This is a genomic window from Flavobacterium piscisymbiosum, assembly GCF_020905295.1.
GTDB lineage: Bacteria > Bacteroidota > Bacteroidia > Flavobacteriales > Flavobacteriaceae > Flavobacterium > Flavobacterium piscisymbiosum.
In genome coordinates, this window is sequence record NZ_JAJJMM010000001.1 from 1,287,397 (window position 1) to 1,310,891 (window position 23,495).

24 protein-coding genes are annotated in these 23,495 nt (G+C 34.2%); 2 read left to right on the forward strand and 22 right to left on the reverse strand.

Features of this window, described 5'->3' with window-relative positions:
• The first annotated feature begins 30 nt into the window (after window positions 1-30).
• Together LNP81_RS05855 and LNP81_RS05860 are read left to right on the forward strand one after the other, a co-directional pair.
• A complete protein-coding gene (locus LNP81_RS05855) occupies window positions 31-288 on the forward strand; it encodes a type II toxin-antitoxin system Phd/YefM family antitoxin (protein ID WP_230034158.1) in 258 nt (85 codons plus the stop codon).
• 8 nt (window positions 289-296) lie between these two features.
• A complete protein-coding gene (locus LNP81_RS05860; protein WP_230034159.1) occupies window positions 297-575 on the forward strand; it encodes a Txe/YoeB family addiction module toxin in 279 nt (92 codons plus the stop codon).
• Between the two features lie 87 nt (window positions 576-662).
• Here the strand turns inward: LNP81_RS05860 and dusB are convergent, their stop codons facing one another.
• From dusB to LNP81_RS05970, 22 genes are all read right to left on the reverse strand, one after another.
• On the reverse strand, window positions 663-1,655 hold the full coding sequence (gene dusB / locus LNP81_RS05865) for a tRNA dihydrouridine synthase DusB (protein ID WP_078006580.1): 993 nt from the start codon (window positions 1,653-1,655) through the stop codon (window positions 663-665).
• A gap of 283 nt (window positions 1,656-1,938) precedes the next feature.
• Window positions 1,939-3,237, reverse strand: a complete 1,299-nt coding sequence (flxY, locus tag LNP81_RS05870; RefSeq protein WP_230034160.1) for a flexirubin biosynthesis putative acyl-CoA ligase FlxY — start codon at window positions 3,235-3,237, stop codon at window positions 1,939-1,941.
• Window positions 3,234-4,904, reverse strand: coding sequence for a C45 family autoproteolytic acyltransferase/hydrolase (locus tag LNP81_RS05875; RefSeq protein WP_230034161.1), 1,671 nt, complete (start codon window positions 4,902-4,904; stop codon window positions 3,234-3,236). Before LNP81_RS05875 ends, flxY begins: the two co-directional genes overlap by 4 nt.
• Before the next feature lie 11 nt (window positions 4,905-4,915).
• Window positions 4,916-6,433 carry a phytoene desaturase family protein gene (locus tag LNP81_RS05880; protein ID WP_230034162.1) on the reverse strand — a complete coding sequence of 506 codons (1,518 nt, stop codon included), beginning with the start codon at window positions 6,431-6,433 and terminating at the stop codon, window positions 4,916-4,918.
• 1 nt (window position 6,434) lies between these two features.
• A complete protein-coding gene (locus LNP81_RS05885; protein WP_230034164.1) occupies window positions 6,435-10,115 on the reverse strand; it encodes an MMPL family transporter in 3,681 nt (1,226 codons plus the stop codon).
• 180 nt (window positions 10,116-10,295) lie between these two features.
• Window positions 10,296-11,483, reverse strand: a complete 1,188-nt coding sequence (locus tag LNP81_RS05890; protein ID WP_230034166.1) for a DUF2062 domain-containing protein — start codon at window positions 11,481-11,483, stop codon at window positions 10,296-10,298.
• A gap of 19 nt (window positions 11,484-11,502) precedes the next feature.
• Window positions 11,503-11,988 carry a hypothetical protein gene (locus LNP81_RS05895; RefSeq protein ID WP_230034168.1) on the reverse strand — a complete coding sequence of 162 codons (486 nt, stop codon included), beginning with the start codon at window positions 11,986-11,988 and terminating at the stop codon, window positions 11,503-11,505.
• Window positions 11,989-11,990: 2 nt separating this feature from the next.
• Window positions 11,991-12,362: an ApeI family dehydratase gene (locus LNP81_RS05900; protein WP_194615057.1), complete on the reverse strand. Its 372-nt coding sequence runs from the start codon at window positions 12,360-12,362 to the stop codon at window positions 11,991-11,993.
• Window positions 12,363-12,374: 12 nt separating this feature from the next.
• Window positions 12,375-12,989 carry an outer membrane beta-barrel protein gene (locus LNP81_RS05905; RefSeq protein WP_230034170.1) on the reverse strand — a complete coding sequence of 205 codons (615 nt, stop codon included), beginning with the start codon at window positions 12,987-12,989 and terminating at the stop codon, window positions 12,375-12,377.
• The gene (locus LNP81_RS05910; RefSeq protein ID WP_230034172.1) at window positions 12,990-13,595 is read right to left on the reverse strand and encodes a porin family protein; all 606 of its coding nucleotides are present in this window, start codon (window positions 13,593-13,595) and stop codon (window positions 12,990-12,992) included.
• Window positions 13,596-13,632: 37 nt separating this feature from the next.
• Window positions 13,633-14,268 (reverse strand): flexirubin biosynthesis protein LolB2, encoded by a 636-nt coding sequence (lolB2, locus tag LNP81_RS05915; protein ID WP_230034174.1) that lies wholly within the window; start codon window positions 14,266-14,268, stop codon window positions 13,633-13,635.
• A complete protein-coding gene (gene lolA2, locus LNP81_RS05920; protein ID WP_230034176.1) occupies window positions 14,234-14,860 on the reverse strand; it encodes a flexirubin biosynthesis/transport protein LolA2 in 627 nt (208 codons plus the stop codon). Before lolA2 ends, lolB2 begins: the two co-directional genes overlap by 35 nt.
• A gap of 129 nt (window positions 14,861-14,989) precedes the next feature.
• Window positions 14,990-15,775, reverse strand: coding sequence for a polysaccharide deacetylase family protein (locus LNP81_RS05925; protein WP_230034178.1), 786 nt, complete (start codon window positions 15,773-15,775; stop codon window positions 14,990-14,992).
• The gene (locus LNP81_RS05930; protein ID WP_230034180.1) at window positions 15,772-16,833 is read right to left on the reverse strand and encodes a beta-ketoacyl synthase N-terminal-like domain-containing protein; all 1,062 of its coding nucleotides are present in this window, start codon (window positions 16,831-16,833) and stop codon (window positions 15,772-15,774) included. Before LNP81_RS05930 ends, LNP81_RS05925 begins: the two co-directional genes overlap by 4 nt.
• Window positions 16,833-18,029: a beta-ketoacyl-[acyl-carrier-protein] synthase family protein gene (locus LNP81_RS05935; RefSeq protein WP_230034182.1), complete on the reverse strand. Its 1,197-nt coding sequence runs from the start codon at window positions 18,027-18,029 to the stop codon at window positions 16,833-16,835. Before LNP81_RS05935 ends, LNP81_RS05930 begins: the two co-directional genes overlap by 1 nt.
• Window positions 18,030-18,147: 118 nt before the next feature.
• Window positions 18,148-18,405 (reverse strand): phosphopantetheine-binding protein, encoded by a 258-nt coding sequence (locus LNP81_RS05940; RefSeq protein ID WP_017496902.1) that lies wholly within the window; start codon window positions 18,403-18,405, stop codon window positions 18,148-18,150.
• 2 nt (window positions 18,406-18,407) lie between these two features.
• Complete coding sequence (locus LNP81_RS05945; protein WP_230034184.1) at window positions 18,408-19,022, reverse strand: 3-oxoacyl-ACP synthase; 615 nt, start codon at window positions 19,020-19,022, stop codon at window positions 18,408-18,410.
• 180 nt (window positions 19,023-19,202) lie between these two features.
• On the reverse strand, window positions 19,203-19,784 hold the full coding sequence (locus LNP81_RS05950) for a Fic/DOC family protein (protein ID WP_230034186.1): 582 nt from the start codon (window positions 19,782-19,784) through the stop codon (window positions 19,203-19,205).
• Between the two features lie 6 nt (window positions 19,785-19,790).
• Entirely contained in the window at window positions 19,791-20,924 is a 1,134-nt protein-coding gene (locus tag LNP81_RS05955) for a beta-ketoacyl synthase N-terminal-like domain-containing protein (RefSeq protein WP_230034188.1), read from the reverse strand.
• 114 nt (window positions 20,925-21,038) lie between these two features.
• The gene (locus LNP81_RS05960) at window positions 21,039-21,488 is read right to left on the reverse strand and encodes an acyl-CoA thioesterase (RefSeq protein WP_230034190.1); all 450 of its coding nucleotides are present in this window, start codon (window positions 21,486-21,488) and stop codon (window positions 21,039-21,041) included.
• Entirely contained in the window at window positions 21,463-22,752 is a 1,290-nt protein-coding gene (locus LNP81_RS05965) for an ABC transporter permease (RefSeq protein WP_230034192.1), read from the reverse strand. Before LNP81_RS05965 ends, LNP81_RS05960 begins: the two co-directional genes overlap by 26 nt.
• Window positions 22,742-23,494: an ABC transporter ATP-binding protein gene (locus LNP81_RS05970; RefSeq protein WP_230034194.1), complete on the reverse strand. Its 753-nt coding sequence runs from the start codon at window positions 23,492-23,494 to the stop codon at window positions 22,742-22,744. The genes LNP81_RS05965 and LNP81_RS05970 overlap by 11 nt, the downstream gene beginning before the upstream one ends.
• Between the last annotated feature and the right edge of the window lies 1 nt (window position 23,495).

Consider the following 23,495-nt stretch of genomic DNA (forward strand, 5'->3'; position numbering starts at 1 on the left):
CAAAATAAAGTACGCTATAAATCCAATAGAATGAAAGCAATAACAATATCTACATTAAGAAAAAATATAAAAAATTATTTTGATGAAGTATCTGAATCATCAGAAATAATTGTTGTTCCAAGAAATACAGAGGAAGATGCAGTTGTAATAATTTCTATGAAAGAATACAATTCAATATTAGAAACACAACATTTATTATCAACTAAAGCAAATAGAAATAGGCTTAGTGAATCTATTGAACAATTAGAAAAAGGAAAACTTATATCATATAATATAGACGAATTGTAACTGGTAGTATGGATATTTGTTTTACTAAAAATGGTTGGGAAGAATTTGAATATTGGATTGAAAACGACACTGACACAGCGATAAAAATAAAAGAATTAATAAAGTCAATACGGGAAAATCCATTTAAAGGTATTGGAAAGCCAGAACCTTTACGTCATGATTTAAAAAGTTTTTGGTCAAGACGAATTAACGGCGAACATCGATTAGTTTATAAAGTTTCAGGAACAAAAGGCATTGATCAAAAATGTATCATCCTGCAATGTCGATTTCATTATGATGATAAATAAATGCAAAAGACCTTCAAATTTTTGAAGGTCTTTTGCATTTTAGATCTTTGCCAAAGTTTTAAAATTTGACAAATATTATATATGTTTTTAAACAAATTCATATCCCGCATAAACCTGTTCAATTTCTTTCATAATTGCAAAAAGATTTTCAGGTTCATCAGTTGTAACCAGTTTTTGTTTGTATTCTTTAAACGAATGAATTCCTTTAAAATAATTGGTATAATGACGACGCATTTCAACAATTCCTAAACGTTCACCTTTCCATTCCATTGACCACATAAGATGGTTTCTGGCGGCTTCTACACGATCCGCAACAGTTGGAGCAGGCAAGTGCTCACCCGTTTTAAAGTAATGCTTGATTTCGTTAAAAATCCACGGATAACCAATTGCCGCACGACCAATCATGATCCCGTCAATGCCGTATTCGTTTTTATATTTTAATGCTTTTTCAGGACTGTCGATATCGCCATTTCCAAAAATAGGCATTGTAATTCTAGGGTTATTTTTTACACGTGCAATATGTGACCAATCGGCGTGGCCTTTATACATTTGTGCGCGGGTTCTGGCGTGAATCGTCAAAGCCTGAACACCAATATCCTGAAGTCTTTCAGCAACTTCATCAATGTTGATCGAGTTATCATCCCAGCCCAAACGTGTTTTTACCGTTACAGGTAAATCAGTACTTCTGATAACCGCTTTTGTCAAACGAACCATCAAATCTACATCTTTTAGAACTCCGGCTCCTGCACCTTTACAAACTACTTTTTTTACCGGACATCCAAAATTAATATCCACTAAATCAGGTTTTACCGTAGAAACAATTTTAGACGAAAGTGCCATTGCTTCTTCATCACCACCAAAAATCTGAATTCCAACCGGACGTTCGTAATCAAAAATATCCAGCTTCATTCTGCTTTTGATAGCATCACGAATCAATCCTTCAGACGAAATAAATTCAGAATACATCATGTCCGCGCCATGCGTTTTGCATAATCTGCGAAACGGCGGATCACTAACATCTTCCATCGGTGCGAGTAATAAAGGAAATTCGGGTAATTCTATGTTGCCAATCTTGACCATCTTCAATATTTTGTGCAAAATTACAACATTTAGTTTAATTCACAGCAAAACATTCATAGTGAGGTTCAAAGGGTTGAAATTAAACCATATAAGTTATATAAGTTCATTTAAATAAAATGAGATTAATAAAAGCTTTATGATGATGAAAAATAAGTCATATAAGTTTGTTTAATAAAATCATATAATACATAGCCACAATATGAACTTATATGTTCATTTAATAAAACGTATAATTACCACAAATTTTAATATGTACTTATATAACTTATATGGTGAAAAAAAATTATATGGTAGTTTTCCTGTAATCAAAAAATCGAATTGGTTTTCGACTCATTGGGTTAAAAACCAAAGGATTTAAAGTTTCTTTTGAGGCAAATTCTATTTTTGGGGTTACTCTCAGTTTGGCTCTGAAGTGATCTTTTATTTCCTGTAAAAATTCAGCAGATTGATTTTTTGCAGCGATTTTTATCAGGATTTCATCTGTTCCTAAATCGTTGGTCGAGATCTCGATAATATGATTTTCGATATTATCAAAACCACTCAAAACATCGTTCATCGCTGGCGGATAAAGCGTTGTGCCTTTGTATTTGATCATTTGTTTTTTACGACCAACCACAGGTCCAACACGCAACGTATTTCTGCCACAAGCGCAAGGACTGTTGTGTAACTGCACAATATCTCCGGTTTTAAAACGCAATAAAGGCATAGCTTCAATCCCTAAAGTGGTAAAAGTCAATTCGCCAATTTCTCCGTCTTTTACAGGAATATTATTTTCGTCGAGAACTTCAACGATAATCAATTCCGGATGATGATGACCGCCAACGCCATGTTCACATTCTGTAAAAGCAGTGCTCATTTCTGTCGAAGCATAAGTTGAGAATAACTTAATATTCCACTTTTCGGTGATTTTATTGGATAAAATGTTCATCGAAAAATCCTGATTTCTTAGCGATTCTCCAATGCAAATTGCCCCTTTTATGCTCGAATTATTATAGTCAATTCCGTGCGCTTCGGCATATTCAATTAACTTTAATAAAAACGAAGGAACGGTAATTAAATAAGAAGGTTTATATTTTAAAATAGAATCCCATTGCAATTCCGGAATTCCCGCGCCAACACGAATAACGCCTACTTTTAGTTTTCTTAATCCCAGAAAATAAGCCAGTCCGGCCATGAATTTTCTGTCGATTGTAGTCATTAATTGTACCACATCGCCCTCTGCAATTCCGGCGCAGGCAAACGAAATAGCTTCATTATAAGCCAATCGGTCCAGATCAGAATCGGTTAAACCAAAAGTTACCGGATCTCCTAAAGTCCCTGAAGTCGATGCATAATCAATGATTTTATTTTGAGGAACACATAAAAAATCATCGTTGTATTCCTGTAAATTTTCTTTTGTTGTAACAGGCAAATATTGTAAATCTTCCAGTGTTTTAATTTTCGAAATATCAATGTTTTGTCCTGCAAAAAGACGTTTGTAAAAAGGAGAATTTTGACTGATATATTGTAAAAGCTCGGCTAATTTCTGCTCTTGAAAATTTTTAATTTCTTCTAAAGAATCTTTTTCTATTAATGGAATCATTGTAATTTTCTTTTGATTTTTTTTAAATATTTTTCAATTGCTGTTTTATCAGGAACTGTAGTAATTTCTTTGGTTAATGCTTTTTCAAAATGAGCCTGAGAAAGCTTGTATTCTTTTTTTTGATAAAAGTACAACCCTGCTTTGTAATACACAACCCAATAATCAGGGTTTAGGGATTGATATTGTTGAATAAATTCAGGACTAATAACTTCTTTATTTTTGAGATATAAATCTATTTTATCGTCTTCAATTCTAAATTTCTGATAGTTTTTATATTGAATGGTTTCCAGAAATGGATCTTTTGGAATGTCTAAGTTTTTTTGTTGAAAAGAAGAAACGATCAAATTCATTTTTTTTTCTTTAAAAACAGAATCCAGATTATAACAAACAAATTCTCCCAATTGATACGGATTAGCCGACACCCAAACCAGTTTTTCTTTCGGTTTGAAAATAACACCATGATGCGCCATCAGTTGATTCAGCGCTTTTTCGTTGCCATAACCCAAAGGAATATTTTTTAAGCCATCTTTATTTCGTAGAATTTCAGCAGCAATTTTAGGATTGATTTTTGGGTTTTCCGCAAAAAGTTCCTGAATTCTTTCAAAACGATATTCAGAATGACTGTTGGCAATTTGCAACTGATTTCGCTTTTCGTTTTTTAAATCTTCTCCCTGAAAATGATTCGCGCAAAATAACTGATCACTATTTGGAACTTCGTAAACGTCCATTTTTTTGGGTGAAACTTCAATCAAAATCGCTTTGTTGTCATTTGAGCTTCCCACCATAATAGATTCTGAAACAAATACTTCCCTTTTTTTGGCAATCGCAATCGCTTCGTCAATGTTTTTGGCGTGTTGTAAAATTTCACGTGTCAGGATCGAAATCGGCGTTTTGGCAATCAACGGAATTTTAGATTTCGAAGCATTTATTGTAACCGTCAAACCTTCGATATTCATTCCGGAAACGGCACCAACCATTCCGGGCCAGGTAACCATCATAAATTTGTTGCCTTCCTTCGGATTTATAAACGCGACGATTTTATTTTCCGCGAAAGCGTCATTCACATAAAAATCAAAATTACGCCCAAGGATTAAATTTCCGTCCTCAGATTTTTCGCCCCAGGCAGCAAAAGAGGAGCAGCCCACCAAAGCTAAATCCTGCAAAGCGTGACCAATATCGTGCGCGGCATGCAAATACAAACTGCGCTGATATTGTGGTGCAATGTTGTCAAAATCATGCGAGGTATATTGCGAAACGCCAAAAATCTCCGTTTGATATTCTTCAGGAACGTTCGTATATAATTTCCTGTTGTACCATTTTAGAAAATTTCGAAGAAGTCGCTGCTGAAATTTTGAAGGAACAATATCCTTTATTTTAGAGAAAAAAATATGTTCCTGATTTTTTAAAAGAGAATCAGATAAAGCTCCGGTATTAAGACCAATTTCGAGAGGATCGCCTTCAACGTATAATTCCCAAAGACCTTGTTTATTTTTTAAAAGTGAATTTTTCCCTGATGTAAAAACACTGTCAGATTGTTTGGTTACAACTGGTTTTGCAGCATTGTATTGAGAAGTTTCAGGAAGATGATGCATAGATTTTGATGTTCCGCAAGACGCCAACATCAACAAAAAAACAACGAAAAAAAATAAATTAATCCGGCCTTTCATATCCCTACATTTTATTCAGATGCTTCATTAATTTTAGTTACTAAATATTCTTTTCCAAGAATTTCTGAGCAGGTTACAACCGCGCCAATTGTCACGCCAAGAACTCCATGCATATTAATACTTTGACCCGTAAGATATAAATTATCCAGCTTGGTTTTTGACGGAATCAGGGTTTTCATCGGATTATTCGAATCTTTAACATATCCGTACATATTTCCGTTGTCACCACCTATATAATCCCGATACGAAAGTGGAGTAGAAGTGTGAACAGATCGAATACAATCTCTGATACCGGGGAATTTTATCTCGATTTCCTCCAAAAATTTAGCTGCTTTTCTGGATTTAAATTCTTCATAACTTTCTCCGCGATCATTTTCATCAACCGTTGTATTAAAAGTTTCGATCCAGGGCGCGACATCATCGTATTTCATGTAGGTGATAAACGTCATTCCTTCGGCCCATTCTTCCTGTTTTTTTGAGGCATTCATAGAAGCCATAAAAGCTTTTGGCCAGGAGTTTTCATCATAATCATGAGCCGTCCAGACTTCACTGCTTTTCTTAAAATGATAATGATTGTGATTGATGTATTTAAAGGTTTCCGGTTTAAAAACAATGTATAAACTGAAAGCCGAAATAACGCCTTCAAGACTTTGAACCCTGCTGTAAAATGATTTTCTAAAGTTTTCTTCGCCAGCTAGTTTCAAAGTAGTTTTGGGTTCAATGTTCGAAATAAAATAAGAGCCTGAAACCTGAGTTCCGTCTTTCATTTCTACGAAAATAACTTTGTTGTTTTCAACATTAAATTTCGTAACTTCTTTGTATTTATAAAATTCGCCACCGTATTTTTTAAGTTGTTTCAAAAGTTGCTTCGTGATTTGACTTCCGCCATTGATACATCGCCATGAACTTTGAATATAGGAGTTTACAGAAAGCGCATGAACGTAAAAAGGAGATTTGTCAGCAATACCCGCATACAAAAAATTAGAACCCGATAAAACGGCTTTTAGCTTTTCATTTTGTGTACATCCCTCAATTGTTTCTTTGGCGTTAAGCCCTAAAATTTCGTTGTCGTATTTGCCTTCCCATTCTAAATTATAGAGCGGAAAACATTCACAAATAGCTTTTATTTTTTTGCAATATTCTTCGATATTGGTTTTTTCATCAGGGAAAAATTTCACTAACTGATTGGCAAAATTATCATAACCCTGCGCATGCGGATATTCGTTTTCATCGTCTTCAAAAGAGATAATATCAAAACCATTTTCATCTAATTTTTTCAGATTAAGATGATCCATGATTCCCAAATACTTAAAATATTTGTATAGATTTTGTCCTTCTTCAAGACCTCCTATGTAATGAATTCCGGTATCAAAAATAGTTTTATCGCGCACAAAAGTTTGCAGATTTCCGCCGTATTGATTGTTTTTTTCAAGCACACAAACGCTGTATCCTTCTTTTGCCAAAATAATTGCCGAGACCAATCCGCCTAAACCGCTGCCTACAATTACTACATCGTATTGCTCTTTCATGCTAATTTTTCTTTAATACGATTATAGAATTTTCTTCTGCAACAGATTCAAAACCAAAGTTAATTAAAGTGTTTTTTAAACGGGAACTATTGATTAAAATAACACAAGAAGTGGTAGAAATGATTTTCTCCAGATCCTCTTTATAATTTTCATCAGAAATTAAAACGGCTTCAAATTCATTTTCTAAAGACAATTCGAGATGATCCAAATAAGAGATTTTTCTCTTTTTAAGGAAATAATTTGTTTTGGCAACCGCTAATTTTTCTTCATCAGCAATAAAAGAAATTACCTTTCGCTGTGGTTCCTGCAAGGTCAATAAAACGTCTAATTGTCCGTAATCATTGGCTAAGTGCAATATTTTGGCTTTCGCCGAAAGGTGCTTGTTGAGACGATAATAGGTTTCTAAATTATGTTTTAAATCGCTTTTGACACTGTTGGTGATTTCAATTTCTTTGTAATCATAACTGTGAATGACCATTTTTTTGAAATAATCAGGACCTTCTAATTCCTGGCGCACTTTATGAAATTGTTCTTTAAAATAAGCACTTAATAGTTTCGTTCTTTCGGCATAATTTTTCCCAAAAGAGAGATTATCAGGCGAAATTCTTTCTAAAATGGATAGCGTAACATGACTATGATGAATGACAAAATCGCCTTTTGGAATCGCTTCTGAAGCACCATGAATTAAAACCGGAATAATGTCCAGATTAAATTCTTCTGCCAAATAAAAAGCACCTTTATGAAAACGGTTGATCTGATTGCTTATAGAACGTGTTCCTTCCGGGAAAATCATAAGCGAATATCCTTCGTTTACTTTTTGGCGCAAATGTTCAACGCCGCCTTCAAGACCTTCAGAAACCGGATAAAAACCTGCTTTTCTAACTGTTCCGCCAAAAATAGGAGAATTGTAAACCCAGTCGTTTACCAGAAATATAATTTTTGGACTCAACATTCCCATTGCCAGAATATCGATAAACGACGAGTGATTGGCAATAATTATTGCTGGTTTTTCGAAGTTTTCATTAAACTTATTAATGACTTTTTTATGCAAAAACGGATTTGAATACAAAACAGAATTCATGAATCTTGAAATGCAATAACGAAATGCTTTCATCTTCGTTTTTTCCTTAATCGGAAGAATTGGCATAATGGTGATGCTGAAAAGAGACATCAAAATACCGCCAAGTCCGTAGTAGGTAAACGAAATAATACCGTGTATAAAAGTGCGTAATACAAAAGGAGGATTTCCTTTTTTCGCACGATTGGATATAAAGAGTTTAAAAAGAATCGGGTAGAAGATGAACGTAATAATCAGTGCGGCAAAAACCCCAATTAAAGAAACCGATGAGATAGAGCGCAACGCCGGATGACGTGCAAAAATCATGGCGCCAATTCCTAAAATAGTCGTGATAACCGCCAGGATTATTGAAGTTCTGTAAATCGCAATTTCATTTTTTCCGTTGGTATATTCTTTTTGAAGTGCGCTTGTCATGAAAATACTAAAATCGACACCGTGCCCAAAAATCAGCGTACAAACAATCATACTAAAGATGTTCATTTGGATGCCAAAGATGCCCATAATTCCGGCCGTTACAATTCCTGTTAAAGCAATTGGAATACAGCTTACGATTACCAATTCGACTCTGCGGAAAAAGAAAAACAAAATCAGTATTACAGCAACAAACGAATAATTAACCAACGAATTAAAGTCGGTTTTTAAGGTACTGAAAAACGTTTCGTTCATTTGCTGACGATCAATTGCAATCAGATTATTTTTGGCGGAAGCCGATTTTACAAAAGCATCTCGTTGTTCCGGCGTTACTTTTACCAAAGTAGAAATCGTGAAAAATCCATTTTTTTCGGTTACAAATTCTTTCAATTGCAAAGCCTGAATTTTCAGATATTCTGAAGCTGAAATAGGTTTGAAATTAAAATCTAAATGATCAAAAAAAGCAGAATAAGTGGTTGGTTTAAAACCTAGTTTTGAACCTTCGGCAATCAATTCAGATTCTAAAAGTTGTTTTTTGTTGGTATCCCAAAACGAATTCCATTTTTCGATTTTCTGTTGCTGCTCCTTTTGCGAAAGCATAATGCCGCCAACGGAACTGAAATTTAATATTTTGTTGGTTTGCTTTTCTTTTGATAGATCAGCAAAAAGCTGAGAGTTGTTTTGTAAAACTTCCTCCATACTTTTTCCGTACGAAGCCACATAAATGGTTTTGGAGGTTAAGCTCGTGCTTTCTTCCAGATCTTTTTCGGCTGCTTTGATTTCCTTCGGAACAAAATTCAATTGTGATAAATCGTTATTGAAGCCCACATTATTATAAGTAAAACAGCAAATAATGGTAATTAGAACACAAAATCCAATCAGATATTTATTGTTATGAAAAGAGAAATGTGCGAGTTTATCGATGACATTTTTCTTATGTTCGAAATTGTTTTCTTTCGGTTTATATAAATGCGGAACAATCAAAAGAGAGAAAATACCCGTTACCATAACAATTACGGCGGCGAAAATTCCGAGGTCATTCAGCGCATCTGACTTTACAAAAAGCAAACATAAAAATGCAACAGCAGTTGTAGAGCTGCTCATAATTACGGGCATTGTAATGTCTTTGTATAACGTTTTTACATCGCTGTTATGTTTGTAATGCGTTAGAATATGTATCGAATAATCGATTGTGATTCCTAATAAAATAGATCCAATTCCGAGAGAAATGGCGGAGATTTGCTCTTTCACAAAATATAAAAAGGCAACGGCAAACAAAGCACCAAAAACGGTTGGAAGAAAAATGATCAATGGAATCAACACTTTTCGATAAAACAAAATCAAGATCAACATCAGCGTAATCATCGCGATTGTTGTTGTTAAGATGATATCGCTTTTGATTTGATTGGCATTGGCAACCGCAATCAAAGCCGAACCAAAATAACTTATCGAGGTTTTGCCTTTGAATTTTGTATTTAAATTATCCTGAATCGATTTTAGTTTATTCGCAAAAATCGTATTCTTTTCCGTTTCGCTCGACGGAAGATTTGAGGTAATAAAAAGCAACAATTTCTTTTTGTCTTTGGTCATCACAAAACCATTGTTGAGTGTAAAATCGTCACCAATATTTAATTGCTGTAATTTTTTTAGTGCGATAAACGAAATGCCCAACGGATCTTGCAGAATAAAATCTTTGGTCACAAATCCGGATGGAGAAATTATCGATTTGTAATTTCCCTGAACAGTCGCCGCAATGCTGTCTTTTTGAAGTTTGTTCTGAATCGCCACATAATCTTTATTCTCCAGAAAAAGCGGCAGATTATTGTGGACAAAATCTATAGTTTCCTGAATGTTTTCTTCGTCAATTTTTCCCTGAATTCCGGTAACGTAAGGTTTACAGGATTTGGCAACACTGTCTGAAAAAATAGTAGCCATTTCTTTTAAATCTTCTTCCGTTCCGTTTTTATCCAATTTGAAAATAACGGTTATTTTGTCAGCAAAGTTGAGTTGTTTCAACACTTTTGCCGTAACATCTGCCTTATCGTTTGTTGGGATCAGTTTGGTAATGTCTTCTTCAAATTTAATTCGGGAAGCAAAAAATCCAAATGCCAAAAGCATCAAAATAGCCAATACCACCGATAATTTTTTTCGTCGGTTTACAAATAAGTGAATGGCGTAGAAGTATTGATGCATGGTTATTTTTTAATTTTTGTTGCCACTCCCGATAGCTATCGGGATAAAGGATTAAAATGATTTTTTTTTAGCCACAAATTTCACAAATTAGCACAAATTAATTCGTGAAAATTTGTGAAATTCGTGGCGAACTGACTCGGGATTTAAAATCAGTTTAATCTTTTAATCTGTGGCAAACTTTTACGTAATTTTTTTATTATTGTTAGAACTAAAAGCGGTTAAAAGTAAATAACTTATTAAGCCAAAAGTCAGTGCCAAAACGGATGCTAAAATAAGACTTCCCACGATATATTGGGTAGCATTTTTTTGAATATCATCGAGCGTAACCGAACTGTCTAAAATTAGAGGCGCATCATTAGAAACAAAGTAACTTCCCATTTTTAGAGAACCGTAAATAACAAAAGGAATAAACGGCGGAAAACTTACATTCGAGGCCAGATAAGCTATGACTTTATTGAGCCTGAACAAAGCCGCGAAAGTAAAAAGCAAAACGGTTTGAAATCCCCAAAAAGGAGAAATTCCAATAAAAATACCCAAAGCAATTGCCGCTGATTTTTTGAAATTAGAATCAGAACTTTCTAAGATATCTTCGAGAAAGAATTTTTTAAAACCTTTTTTTTTTGCTCTTCTAAAAAAATCTCTCGGTTTGATGTACAACAACGCGTTGAGAACCAAAACGGTATTCAGGATACTAATTCGGGTAAAATCTTTGAAAGGTCGAAAATGCGAAACACGTTCTGCAGGATCATATAAAATCTGAATCGGGATGTTTTTTACCACGATTCCTTTCCAGGCAGATCGAACAATGACTTCAATTTCGAACTCAAATTTATTGGTATAAAATTGTTTCGGAATGAGCTTTAAGGGATATAATCTAAATCCGGATTGTGTGTCTTCAAGAGCAATTCCGGTTTCGAACTTGAACCAGAAATTCGAAAATTTATTACCAAAACTACTTTTCTTTGGCACATTTTCCTGTGTCATATTGCGGCTTCCAATCAAAAGAGCATTGGGTTCTTTTTGAATGGCTGCAATAAAATTGGGAATATCTGATGCAAAATGCTGTCCATCAGAATCGATCGTGATGGCATATTCGAAATGCATTTCGATTGCTTTTCTAAAACCATTTCGGAGCGCTCTTCCTTTTCCTATATTTCGAGGATGATGAATTTGAGTAAGCTCCGAATATTGTTTTAAAATTTCGTTTGTTGTATCTGTAGAACCGTCATTGACGATGATAATATTCGAAGTAAAATCTAAAATAGAATCCAGCACTTTTTTCAACGTTTTATGATTATTGTACGTGGGCACAATAACACAAAAATTGGTCGAATTAAGTAATTCCTGCTGAGAAAAAGTTGGTTGCATTTGGGATTTTTTTCTTGACCTACTTTACAAATTGCTTCTCTTTTTCAGAGAAACTTTTCGATTGCAAAACAAAGTTTTTTAGGTATTCTTTCAAAGCGCCTGTTTGCTCTGCATAATGATCAGTAATGAACTTTTTATCTTCTTTGATGTTCTTTTTATAACCTGTAATTCCAGGAACATCTTCCTGAATACTCAATCGAATCATTCTGATTTCGATGTTGTTGGGATCACTTTTTAAAGTAGCTTCAAGAAGTTTTGCACCTTCTTTAAAACGGGAAATTTTGCTTCCTATTAAGTTTTCAAATTTAGAATCTACCAAAATTGAAGCCGCTTTGTAAGCCACTAAAATTTTCTCATCGCTGTTCGAAATTCCGGAAAGTTTTTCTGTAAATTCCTTAGCGTTTGCTTCTGATTTTGCAACATCAGGATATACCTTTCGAATCGATGCTAAATCTGGATTTCCTGCAAAATTTATCCATAAGAGTATTGACAATAGTAATTTCATAATTATAGTTTTTTATACGCATTGCTTAATTTTAAAGCAACTGTATCATTAAAATATGTGGTGTTTTTCACCTTTACCAAATCATCCTCTGTGGTAGTTATATCAAGTTCTAAACGCAATTCCGGATTCGTTTCCGGATTGATCAATGCCATAAATTTTACATTCGTAAGCGTCTGAATCATCAAAGTACTTTTGGTAATCGATTCTGTAAGTTCTTTAATTATCTGAATCATGCAAACGCCCGGCATAATTGGGTTTCCTGGAAAATGACCTTTAAAAACCTCATGATTGGCATTAACTAATATACGAATATTAAATTTAGCATCTCCTGTTTTTTCCTCCGAAAGCACTTTATAAAAGTCTTTTAAAACCATATTTGTATTTTTTTATTTCGTTTCAAAAGAGTAAGAAATCCCTATTTGAAAATTGACATTAGTATTATAATCACCAAATAAATAATGGCTATTAGAATTGTTATGATAGTAATCGCTGTCTAAAACATCCAAAAGACCTTTTTTAAATCGAAATTCAAAACCAAGACCAGATGGCATCTTATAAGCTACACCTGTAACAAACGAAAGATCATTATATGTTTTTCTAAAAGCTAAATTGTCGCTTAAAAGAACATCTAAGGCAGGTCCAAATTGTATCTCAAACTGATTAAATTTTAATTTGTTAAGCAGGCCAATCGACAAATAACTCATTTGTAAATCCTGATAAACAGTTCTTTCTGTTTGCGTATCCTGATCAATAAAATTACGGGCAACATTATTAGAACCTTGTCTGATGTAATTTATTTCCGGCTGTAATGCATAACGTTTCGTGAAATTTATTTCTCCAAAACCGCCAACATAAAAATCAGGTCTGTAGTTAGCATGCATTTCTGATATGGTAGAAAGAGACAATCCAGCTCTTAAACCAGGCTTAAAAGTTACCTGAGCTTGTGTGTTTATGACTGCCCAAAAAAAGAATACGACAAGCGCTAATTTCTTTGTGTACATTTATTTTACTTTAAAAGTATAACTAATACCAATCTGAAAAACCTGATTCAGGATAAGATCATTATAGCGATAACCATTATCGTCATACTCAACTCCGTCGTAGCCATAAATATCAACTAAACCTTGTTTTAATCTTGCTTCAAATGTTAATCCGTTTGGCAATGTATATCCAACACCTCCAACAATGGCAAAGTCAAAACCTTCGGGATTGCTGTTGATATAATTATCAGAAATTTTTAAATCTAAAGACGGACCTCCTAAAATGTGAAAACCTTTACCGCCAATGTTAAATTTTGCAACCGCACCAAGTGTTAAGTAGTTTAATTCGTAATTTACAGAACGATAATTATAACCGTTTCCAAAATATTCTCTTCCTTCATCGCCTTGTCTTGAATACGTTATCTCAGGCTGTAACGAAAAATATTTATTAAATTTAATGTTCAGTAACCCACCAACATAAAAGTCTGCTTTAGAGCTATTATCATCAATATTAGTTAATGTTGATAAATTTAAACCGCCTCTAAGTCCCGGACTAACTTTTACTTGTGCTTGAGGAGATTGAATTCCGATAAATAAAATAAAAGCAATTACGGCTAATTTTTTCATTTTGATTTGATTTAAAGTTTATGAATAGTTTAAATTTTTATTCTGATTTAAAATAATTCAGTTCAATTTTCAATTTAATATTCTGATGAATAATCTGAATCTTTTCGGCAAAAATATTGTTTTCTGAAGTAAATGTCAGCGTAAATTTTTCTTTTGTTTGAGACGAATGAACGACTTTCTCTAATCGATGATTTTTTTTTGATATAAAAAGATAATTGTCGCGTTTTCCATCTTTCGATTTATAAATATCATCCGATTCATTTTCAAATTGTTCCTGAATCAGATATTCTTTTTTTAGCAATAATCTAAAATCTTCTTTTAAAGTATTAATGAGAATTTTTCGATCTAATTCTGAAACAATCGAGTTGACTTTGAAACTGTTATCAGAGATTTCGAAATCTAATAATTTGTTACCAAATTCGGTTGTGAAAACGATACGATGAACCGTGTCATTTATTTTCTTGGCGATGAAAATTCCGCTGATCTCATTTCCGTAAACCGTGATATTTGTTTTATAAACATAATCGGTTTTTGAATCTGAAAAATAGGGAACTTCGTAAGACGTTTTGTCTAATTTTTTAGGCGTATAATTTTTGGTGACCGAGCCACACGAAACTAAAACAATGGCCAGAAAGCAATTAATTAGTAAAAACTGAATCGTCGATTTTTGCATTTATCACTTTATTTTTAAGTACAATTCGGGTATAATCTTCAGATGATTCTAATAATTTTACCTGAACTACGGTTGCTTCTTCTTTATCAAAAGTCAGTTCGATTTGTTTGATGTATTTTTTCAGCGTAGCATCTTTCGGAACAAATTTCGCCAGATTCTGACCTTTTAATTTAAAGTACGAAATCATAAATTCTTTATCGTCAAACATATTTCCGCTTACGCTGCCCACGATTAATTTATTGATGCGGCCAAAGATTTTGCTGTTGCCAATATCAACTGCACTTTTCTTTCCTTCGTCGTTGATTAGGATTTTTCCGTTTTTAAAAACAATACTGTAATTGTACGGCTTTTTGTATTGCCATTGCAAAAGACTAGGTTCTTTAAAAATCATTTTACCCGAAGTTTCAATGTCTTTCGATAAAAAATCCAAATGTTTGTATTGCACGAAATCAGTACTTAACGTTTTTATTTTTTTCGAAACTACATTTACATCCTGCTTAAAAGTGGCGATTTCAGCGTCGCTCATTTTTTGTTCCTGAGCAAACAAATTGCCTGAAATAAATAGAATTAGTAGTGCTATTTTAGTTTTCATATTTTGTAAAAATTGTGCTTAAAATTTTTTGCCACTCCCGATAGCTATCGGGATAAATGATTAACACTGATTATTATTAAATTGAATAAAATCCGTTTTCATCAGCGTTTTCGCTTTAGCGAATCTGCCTTATCCGCGTTCCATATTATAAGCTTTAAGATTCAAAAGTTCTTCAGTCGAAATCACTTTATAATTGTTTTGCTTTAAAAATTGCAAAAACTGTTCCAATACTAAAACCGAGTGTGATGCCGTGTCGTGCAAAAGTACAATTCCGCCGGGAGAAACACGTTTTATAATGCGATTGAAAATCAATTCCTTATTTTTTGTTCCGCCGTCAAGCGAACGAATGTTCCAGCCAATTACTTTATGTCCGGTTTGTTGCAAAGCCCTTCTAATCGAAGGCGTTGTAACTCCGTAAGGCGGACGAAAGAAGTTTATTTTTTTGGAAGTAAATTGTTCCAGAAGTTGATCTGTTTTTTGGATTTCTTCTGTTATTGTTGCGGCATTATAAAAATCAAAAAATTTAGAATGAGAGTAGGAATGATTCCCAACCAAATGTCCGTCAGCAATAATTTGTTTGAGAATTTCAGGATGTGCTTCGATATTTTTTCCGATGCAAAAGAAAGTCGCTTTTGCATCGTATTTTTTCAAAAGTTCTAAGACTTGTAAAGTAAAAATACCTGGTCCGTCATCAAACGTAATGGCGATTTTTTTCTCTGTTTCTAAAGGATTATTGCAGAACGCTTTTACGTGATAATTAGATGAAATTCGGGCAGAACCAATAGCATTTATTCCCAGCCAAATTAAAATAACCACAACAAACCACCATATATTTATTGCCGTATAAAAATTCAGAAGAAATAATAAAAGCAATAAAAAGACAAAAAATAGTGATATGTTTTTGTGCGTTATCATTTTGTGATTAACGTAAAACTGTGGTTTTTTCCGTTTAATTGATTGTACAATAAAATGGTATTGTAAACTGGTTTTTCAACCGAATTTACTTTTATGATTTCAGGAATTTCCTGCGTTTTAATAATTTTTGCTGCCATCCAAAAAGCAAAAGCCGAAGCTGTGTCGTATTCACCGCACAAATGTTTGTAATATAAAACAGGCGTTTCTGCGAAAGCATTTTCGGTAAGATTTCTATAATAATTTTCGAAATCTACATTTCCGTCAAAACCTAAAACTAAAGCATCAATGTCTGAAATCTCTAAATTATTTGATTTCAGGAAAGATTTAATTTCGGCTTCAATTTCGTTTTCTTCCAGCGTATTTACAATTGCAATATCCAGAACTTCAGCATAGGTAGTTTCTTTTCTTTCATTTTCTAAAACAAAAAAACTGGCACCTTCGCCATAAACTGCTCCGCTGGTATCAGAATCTAAAAGATTATAAGGTTGTTGATTGTCTGGTTTTATACGTCCTGATAACTTAAAAAGTGCGGTTGTATATTCGCCATTTTCATCGACTCCGCCCACTAAAATAGATTGTGCTTCCTCTTCTTCAATTTGCATTTTAGCATCTAAAAGTGCCGACTCAAAAGAAACAGCGCCATTTACATATGTAAAATTATAACCTTTACATTGCTGCAACAAAGCGATTTGCGCACCAACAGTATTATGAGTCGATTGAATAAAAGAAGTTGGTGTTAAAAATTCTTCGTTATTATCCAGAATACTTTTCAGGAATTTCTCAGAATCTTCGATGCATCCTAAACCGGTTCCGGTAATGATGGCATCAACTTTTTCGACATTGGCATCTTTCATCGCCAGGGCCGAAGCTACGATTCCGTTTTTCACACCTTTTGCCATTCGTCTGCTGGCGGCAGGCGAAATGTATTCTTTGTACGCCGGCGGAACGATTGCCAGTACATTTTCGTCATGATTGACAATAGCTTCTTCTAAAAAAACAGTATCAAATGTTTTTTGAGTCGAAATACAGCCTACTCCATTTATATATGTTTTTTTCATTAGCTTTTTGAAAATATAAGAGTGGAACAATTTCCTCCAAACCCAAAAGAGTTGGATAAAACGTGTTCGATAGTTTTATTTTTTAAAGTAGTCTGTGGCGTTAAATCAAATTCTTCCATCTGATTTTCGAAATTCAAATTTGGATACACCACATTATTCTGAATCGCCAAAACACTGTAAACCGCTTCAATCGCAGCGGCTGCCGCCAAAGTATGTCCGGTAAAAGGTTTTGTAGAACTAAAATCCGGAACTTTTTCGTCCTGATAAATTCTCTTTATAGCTCTTCCTTCAGACAAATCGTTGTTGGGAGTTGCTGTTCCGTGTACGTTGATATAATCAATTTCAGAAGGTTTTAAACCTGAAACTTCAAAAGCTTTTTTCATCGCCAAATAAGCACCATCTCCATTTTCTGAAGAAGCAGTTTGATGAAAAGCGTCGTTTGCATTTCCGTAGCCTGAAACTCTTGCCAGAACTTTTTTGTTTTGTTTCGCTACAACTTCATCTGATTCTAAAACCAAATAAGCAGCTGCTTCACCAAGGTTTAATCCTTTTCGTTCGTTGTCGAAAGGTTTGTTGAAATCGTCTGATAAAATCATCAAAGTCTTAAATCCGTTAATAGTAAATTTTGCCAAACCATCGGCTCCGCCTACAATTACGCGATCTAATTTTCCGGTTTTTATCAATCTTGCGCCTAACATAATTGCGTTTGCAGCAGACGAACAGGCGGTACTAATAGTGGTAACGATGCCTTTTAAACCTAGTTCTTCGGCAATTTTCTCTGCAACATCGCCGCCATCATGACAAGCAATGTATTTAACTAGTTCAGGATGTTTGAAATAATCGTAATAATGTCTTTCAGTCATGTCCATTCCGCCCACACTTGTAGCCGAAATAAGTCCGGTTCTAAATTCGTTTATCGAAGTAATTCCGGCATTTTCAACAGCTTGTTTTGCTGCCAAAGTACCAATCATTGCCGTTCTTGAAAAGTTATTATCGCTGTCTAATCCCAATTCAGCAATCAACTCTTCATTGGTTTTTTTGATTTCGCCCACTTTAATAACATCCGCATGAACTGTCGAAATATTTGTGATACCAGAAATGCCAATTTTATTTTCGATCAGTGAAATATAATTTTCCCCGACTGAATTTCCAATCGAAGAGATAATTCCCATTCCGGTTATTGCAACACCTTTCATCTAATTTTAGATTTATGATTTTAGATTCTTAGAACTTTGACAAAGTTGACGGATTTTAAAACATGTTAGATTTTAGGTTTCCTATTGGAATCTAAAATCTGAAGTCTAAAATCTAAAATTATTTTGTTCTGTTCGCGCTAATATAAGCTGCCATAGTTTCGATCGACTGAAAAATGGTTTTTCCTTCTTTTGGGTCTACTAATTTAATTCCGTAATCTTTATCTAAAATCACGATCAATTCAAGCGCATCAATCGAGTCCAAACCTAAACCGTCTCCAAACAAAGGATCATTATCAGCAATATCTTCGATTGCGATATCCTCAAGGTTAAGAGTAGTAATGATTTTATTTTTTAATTCTTCTTTTAATGCTTCCATGATTATTTATTATATAATGTATTGATATTTTCGTTTTTATATTTTTCGTTTTCTTCTTTGCTAATCGTGCAAAGAAACGCTTTATAACTGTCATTAAAAAATTCTACCCAGCCACACAGAACTGTATCAGCTTTACTTGTGTTTAACAGAATCCCTGAATAGTTAAACAGAAATTCAGTATTGAAAGCATCAAATATAAAGAAAGAATTCTCACTTTTAAGCTGATGACGGATACTTATTTCGCCTAAACAAATATTGGGCAGCGTATAAACAAAAACCGCCGGACTCGGAAAGTAGTTTTCTTTATCCGAAATAGATTCCTGATACTTAACATCTGTATCTAAACTTGATGATTTATTGGCCAAAACCAAAGCGATATTGTTTTCTTGTTCAGTAGAAGTGATCGGACTCAAAAGCAATTCAGATCCTAAAAAAGCCAGTTTGCTCAAAGCATCCATTTTAAAAAACTTCGGATATTGAATGTCAAAATTGCGGTATGCTTGTTTAGAAAAATCACCAAAATCTGTTGGTTCAATTTTGAATACAGAAGTTCCGTTCAAAACAATTTCGTTGTTTTGGATGGTGATGTAGGATTGTATGTGAGTTTTTTGAGTCATTATTTTTTGTAACTTTGTCAAGTTATGAAATTCTACGAAAAATATCCACAGTTAAAACAGAAAAGCTTTTTGTCAAAAGTACTTACGGATACTGTATTTTCTACAATGTCTTTAGAAGACCAACAGGTTTCGAAGAGTAAAGTTGTTAAAATTGTCGATGCCATTTTAAAAGAAAAAGAATTAAAAGGAAACCAGTTCTTCACTAATTAATTGGGTTATTAATTTATAATCTCCATTGTCAGCGGCCTTCATTGCATTGATATAAAATTTCCTACTTTCTCCTTCTCTATAGTATAATTCTAAAGGTTGATATCCAAATTTTAAAGCAATAAGATTCATTAAAATCCTTCCCGTTCTACCATTACCATTATTAAAAGGATGAATTTTTATAAATTCATAATGAGCATAAACTAAGCACTCAATGTGATCATCGATACTTTTAGAAATTGAAATCTTAAAATTTAGATTATCCAAAAATTGGTACATTGCTTGTAGAATCATTACAGGTTTTGGAGGGATTAGTTGTCCAACAGAAACTTCTGTGATTCTCCATTTTCCAGCCCAATCGTAAAGTTGTTCAAATGCAATTTTATGAATTTCCAATACAAGAGATGTTGAAATCTCAACATCAGTTTCTAATTCAAAAGTGTAAAGCTCGGCTTTTGCAATTCCGGACGCTTCAAACTCATTGATTTGATCTTTATCTGTTAAGCCAAGTAAATTATCGTCTGGGAACGGTGTCCAATTAGTTTGATTTTCCATTTCATTTCATCTTTTTAAAATCACAGCCGTATTACAACCTCCAAATCCAGAAGCCGTCTTCAAAAAATACTCAATAGTAGCTTCTTTATGTTTCTCAACAACATTTATAGATTCACTAACCCCAATTTCATCAAAACCTTTCGATTCAAAAAGCATATTTTGATTTACTGATTCTATACCAATTACGGTTTCTAATAATCCCGAAGCGCCTAAAGTATGACCGTAAAATCCTTTTAAACTATTTATAGGAACGTTTTGCAAACCCAAACGATTTAGTGCAATGGCTTCCATTTCGTCGTTGAATGGAGTTGCTGTTCCGTGAGCTGAAATATAGTCGATTTTGTCAACTTCAATTTGGGCTTCTTTCAAAGCATTCTGAATACTTCTGAACAAACCTTCACCTGTTCTTGACGGACCCGAAATATGGTTGGCGTCATTTATTGAACTGTCTCCAATCACTTTTATTTTTGCGGTTGCCGGATTCGCCGAAATTAAAACAGCAGCCGTTGCTTCGCCTAAACTTACGCCGGTTCTGTTTTTAGAATACGGTTTACAAGGTAATTCGCTCATCGCCTGAAAAGAATTAAAACCGGACAAAACAAATTCTGAAACTTCATCTCCGGCTACAACAAAAACATTATCGTACAACTTAGACTGAATCATTCTTTTAGCAACTGAAACTGCTAAAATTCCGGAAACGCAAGCATTAGAAACGACAATTGGCTGAGTTTTGAATCCGAAGAAATCAGCAACTTTTTTTGCTAAAACATCTAAATGTGCACTATTGAAACTTTCCTCCGAATCATTTTTTAAAGCTGTAACATTTCCTTTTGTAGTAGAAAGTATAAAGGCAGTTTTCGAATTTAATTCAATTCCTGATTTTTTGATAATTGGTTCTAAAGCCAAAATCATCATTTTCTCTAATCGGGAATATTTATTTTCAGTGCTGATTTTTTCAAAAGCACTATTTATTTTTTCATTACTAATAATCGAAGCATAAAACGGAATTGGCATTAAAGCAATATCCTGATGCAATTGAATACCGGAATCGCCGCGAACAATCGCTTCGATGTTTGATGCAACATCAAAACCTAAAGGCGTGATACAATTCGTTTCGTTGATATATACTTCTCTTATCATTTTATCTTATTTTCTGGCTGCTAAATGAGCCACAGATTGTACGGATTAAACGGATTAACGCGGATTTTATTAATTTTTTAATTCGTGAAAATTAGTGTAATTCGTGTTTGTCTTTTATTTTAATAACCCCACTTTTCGTTTCCATTCTTCGTAGAAAGGAGGATTCGTCAACATTAAATTTCCGTCGCCATCTAGAAAAACCTGAACGGTTTCTCCGGTACAGGCAACTTCGCCTTTTGCATCGATTATTCTAAAACGGTAAATCATTTTGGCGGCTGGTGTATCAACAACCGTTGTTTCTATGGTTACGACATCGCCATAACGCAGCGACAATTTGTGTTCGCATTTCGATTTTACGATTGGGGTTGTATAACCTGTGTTACCAATGTCTAAATAAGTAAGCCCGTGTTGGCGGCCAAACGCTTCTCGTCCATCTTCAAAATAGGTGATATAGTTTCCGTGCCAAACGATTCCAAGCGGATCAGTTTCGTTAAAACGAATTCTGATTTCGTGAGCAACGGTTAGTTCAGTGGCTTCGTTATACTGTTCTTTTCTTTTTGTCATAAAATAAGGCAATGGATGTTGTGATAATAAAGAACAAAAATAACAAACTTATTTTTGGGATGATTTCGAGGAAAGAAACGTTGCGCAATAATACATCATAGAAAGCTTCTAATCCCCAGTTCATGGGTGACGATTTTGCGATATATTGCATGATCGTTGGCATGGCAAAAACAGGCACCCAAACACCACCAACTGCAGCGAGAATAAGTACACTTGTTGCGCCAAAAGGAGCCGATTGTTCTTGTGTGTTGGCTACGGTTCCTAATAAAATACCGAAACCTATGGCGGCAAAACCGGAAAATAAAGCCACGACACTCATTAAAAATAAATGCCCTTCGATGTTTAAGGAAGGCAAACCAATATGCGGAAATAAAAACACTGCCACGGCAACCATCATATAAAACTGAATCATACAAATGGCTGAATAAGTAATGGTTTTACCAATAATCACGACTAAATTAGAAACCGGATTGGTCAATAACCGAACGAATGTTCCTTGCGATTTTTCTTTTACAATATTAATAGACAACGGAATCACGATAAAAAATATCGCAAAAAGTGTCCAGGCCGGAACATTGTGTTGTACCGAGTTGGGACGGACTTCTTTGTTGTTTATTTTTGGAATTATTTCTTTGAAAGTAATGAAACTTTTTTGCTCAAATTCGGTAGTTCCTTCTCCTAATTGGTTTTCGAAAGTGGTATAAATTGATTTGCTTTCGATTTGAGAAATCATCTTGTCAATCGAACTCATTACGGCATTTTTGAAACTCATCTGAACCGCAGGATCAAAATACAATTTCACTTCTTTTTCCTTGATTACTTTAGGTTTTTCAGTCTGTGCGGTACTATCGGTTTCTGTTAAGCCCATTTTACTGATGATGTTCTGAACATTCTGATCGATTTTGGCTTGTAAATCAACGCTTAAATCTTTCGGAATCACGATTGCCAACTGAAATTTTCCTTTGTAAACAGCTTCTTTAGCAACTTCTTCAGTAATGGGTTTGTTGTCGATTTGCGTGACAACGCTAAACAAATTGCTTTTTTCAAGATTGTCAAAAACAGTTTTAGACACAGAACCATTGTCTTTATCGACCAATAAAATCGGAATTTTATTATCGCTAATGGTTTTAAAAGTACTGTCTTGTATTAAAGTTACCGTGATTACCAAAACCAACGGCATGATAAACAAAATAATCAATCCGCCTAAATCGCGTTTAAGCAGCAAAAATTCTTTTACGACCGACATCCAAATTTTATTGACCATCTCTAAAATCTTTACCGGTTAATGAAATAAAAACTTCTTCGAGATTTCGCGCTTCAGTTGTAGCATCAATTAAACTTGACGGCGTTCCCTGCGCATAAATTCTGCCTCGGTCCAGAATGGCAATATTGGTACAAAAATCTTCGGCTTCAGCCAAATGATGCGACGTATATATAATCGTAGTCCCGTTTTGGTTTAAAACCTTCAAATAATCTATAATCGCATTTTTAGACTGAACATCAACACCAACGGTTGGTTCGTCCAGAAACAACACTTTAGGATTGTGCAGAATGCCGGCAATCAAATTGACTCTTCTTTTCATTCCGCCCGAAAAAGTTTCGATACGTTTGTCGGCGAATTTTAGTAAACCCAAAAGATCCAAAGTTTCAACTACTTTGTCTTTTAAGTAAGCGCCTTTTAAACCGTACATACTTCCAAAATAATGTAGATTTTCTCTCGCGGTCAAAGTGGGGTATAAAGCATATTCTTGCGGAACAACTCCAATAATTTTTTTGATTTTTGAAGAATGATTTGTGTAATTCAGCCCATCAATCGTGAAATGTCCTGAGGTTGGTTTGATCAATCCGCAAAGCATGGAGATTAAAGTGGTTTTTCCGGCGCCATTCGGGCCCAATAATCCAAAAATCTGTCCTTCGTTGATATCCAGCGAAACGTTGTTCAAAGAATACTGGTCTGCATCTTTGTACTTTTTCGAAAGGGATTCTATTTTTATAATTGGTTGCAAA

Coding starts and splice junctions, on each gene's coding strand:
- LNP81_RS05955 (WP_230034188.1), bottom strand. CDS start 20,924: ATGATAAGAGAAGTATATATCAACGAAACGAATTGTATCACGCCTTTA.
- LNP81_RS05950 (WP_230034186.1), bottom strand. CDS start 19,784: ATGGAAAATCAAACTAATTGGACACCGTTCCCAGACGATAATTTACTT.
- LNP81_RS05960 (WP_230034190.1), bottom strand. CDS start 21,488: ATGACAAAAAGAAAAGAACAGTATAACGAAGCCACTGAACTAACCGTT.
- lolB2 (WP_230034174.1), bottom strand. CDS start 14,268: ATGCAAAAATCGACGATTCAGTTTTTACTAATTAATTGCTTTCTGGCC.
- LNP81_RS05890 (WP_230034166.1), bottom strand. CDS start 11,483: ATGCAACCAACTTTTTCTCAGCAGGAATTACTTAATTCGACCAATTTT.
- LNP81_RS05860 (WP_230034159.1), top strand. CDS start 297: ATGGATATTTGTTTTACTAAAAATGGTTGGGAAGAATTTGAATATTGG.
- LNP81_RS05940 (WP_017496902.1), bottom strand. CDS start 18,405: ATGGAAGCATTAAAAGAAGAATTAAAAAATAAAATCATTACTACTCTT.
- LNP81_RS05905 (WP_230034170.1), bottom strand. CDS start 12,989: ATGTACACAAAGAAATTAGCGCTTGTCGTATTCTTTTTTTGGGCAGTC.
- LNP81_RS05910 (WP_230034172.1), bottom strand. CDS start 13,595: ATGAAAAAATTAGCCGTAATTGCTTTTATTTTATTTATCGGAATTCAA.
- LNP81_RS05945 (WP_230034184.1), bottom strand. CDS start 19,022: ATGACTCAAAAAACTCACATACAATCCTACATCACCATCCAAAACAAC.
- dusB (WP_078006580.1), bottom strand. CDS start 1,655: ATGGTCAAGATTGGCAACATAGAATTACCCGAATTTCCTTTATTACTC.
- lolA2 (WP_230034176.1), bottom strand. CDS start 14,860: ATGAAAACTAAAATAGCACTACTAATTCTATTTATTTCAGGCAATTTG.
- LNP81_RS05885 (WP_230034164.1), bottom strand. CDS start 10,115: ATGCATCAATACTTCTACGCCATTCACTTATTTGTAAACCGACGAAAA.
- LNP81_RS05875 (WP_230034161.1), bottom strand. CDS start 4,904: ATGAAAGGCCGGATTAATTTATTTTTTTTCGTTGTTTTTTTGTTGATG.
- LNP81_RS05925 (WP_230034178.1), bottom strand. CDS start 15,775: ATGATAACGCACAAAAACATATCACTATTTTTTGTCTTTTTATTGCTT.
- LNP81_RS05930 (WP_230034180.1), bottom strand. CDS start 16,833: ATGAAAAAAACATATATAAATGGAGTAGGCTGTATTTCGACTCAAAAA.
- LNP81_RS05895 (WP_230034168.1), bottom strand. CDS start 11,988: ATGAAATTACTATTGTCAATACTCTTATGGATAAATTTTGCAGGAAAT.
- LNP81_RS05965 (WP_230034192.1), bottom strand. CDS start 22,752: ATGGTCAATAAAATTTGGATGTCGGTCGTAAAAGAATTTTTGCTGCTT.
- LNP81_RS05880 (WP_230034162.1), bottom strand. CDS start 6,433: ATGAAAGAGCAATACGATGTAGTAATTGTAGGCAGCGGTTTAGGCGGA.
- LNP81_RS05935 (WP_230034182.1), bottom strand. CDS start 18,029: ATGAAAGGTGTTGCAATAACCGGAATGGGAATTATCTCTTCGATTGGA.
- flxY (WP_230034160.1), bottom strand. CDS start 3,237: ATGATTCCATTAATAGAAAAAGATTCTTTAGAAGAAATTAAAAATTTT.
- LNP81_RS05855 (WP_230034158.1), top strand. CDS start 31: ATGAAAGCAATAACAATATCTACATTAAGAAAAAATATAAAAAATTAT.
- LNP81_RS05900 (WP_194615057.1), bottom strand. CDS start 12,362: ATGGTTTTAAAAGACTTTTATAAAGTGCTTTCGGAGGAAAAAACAGGA.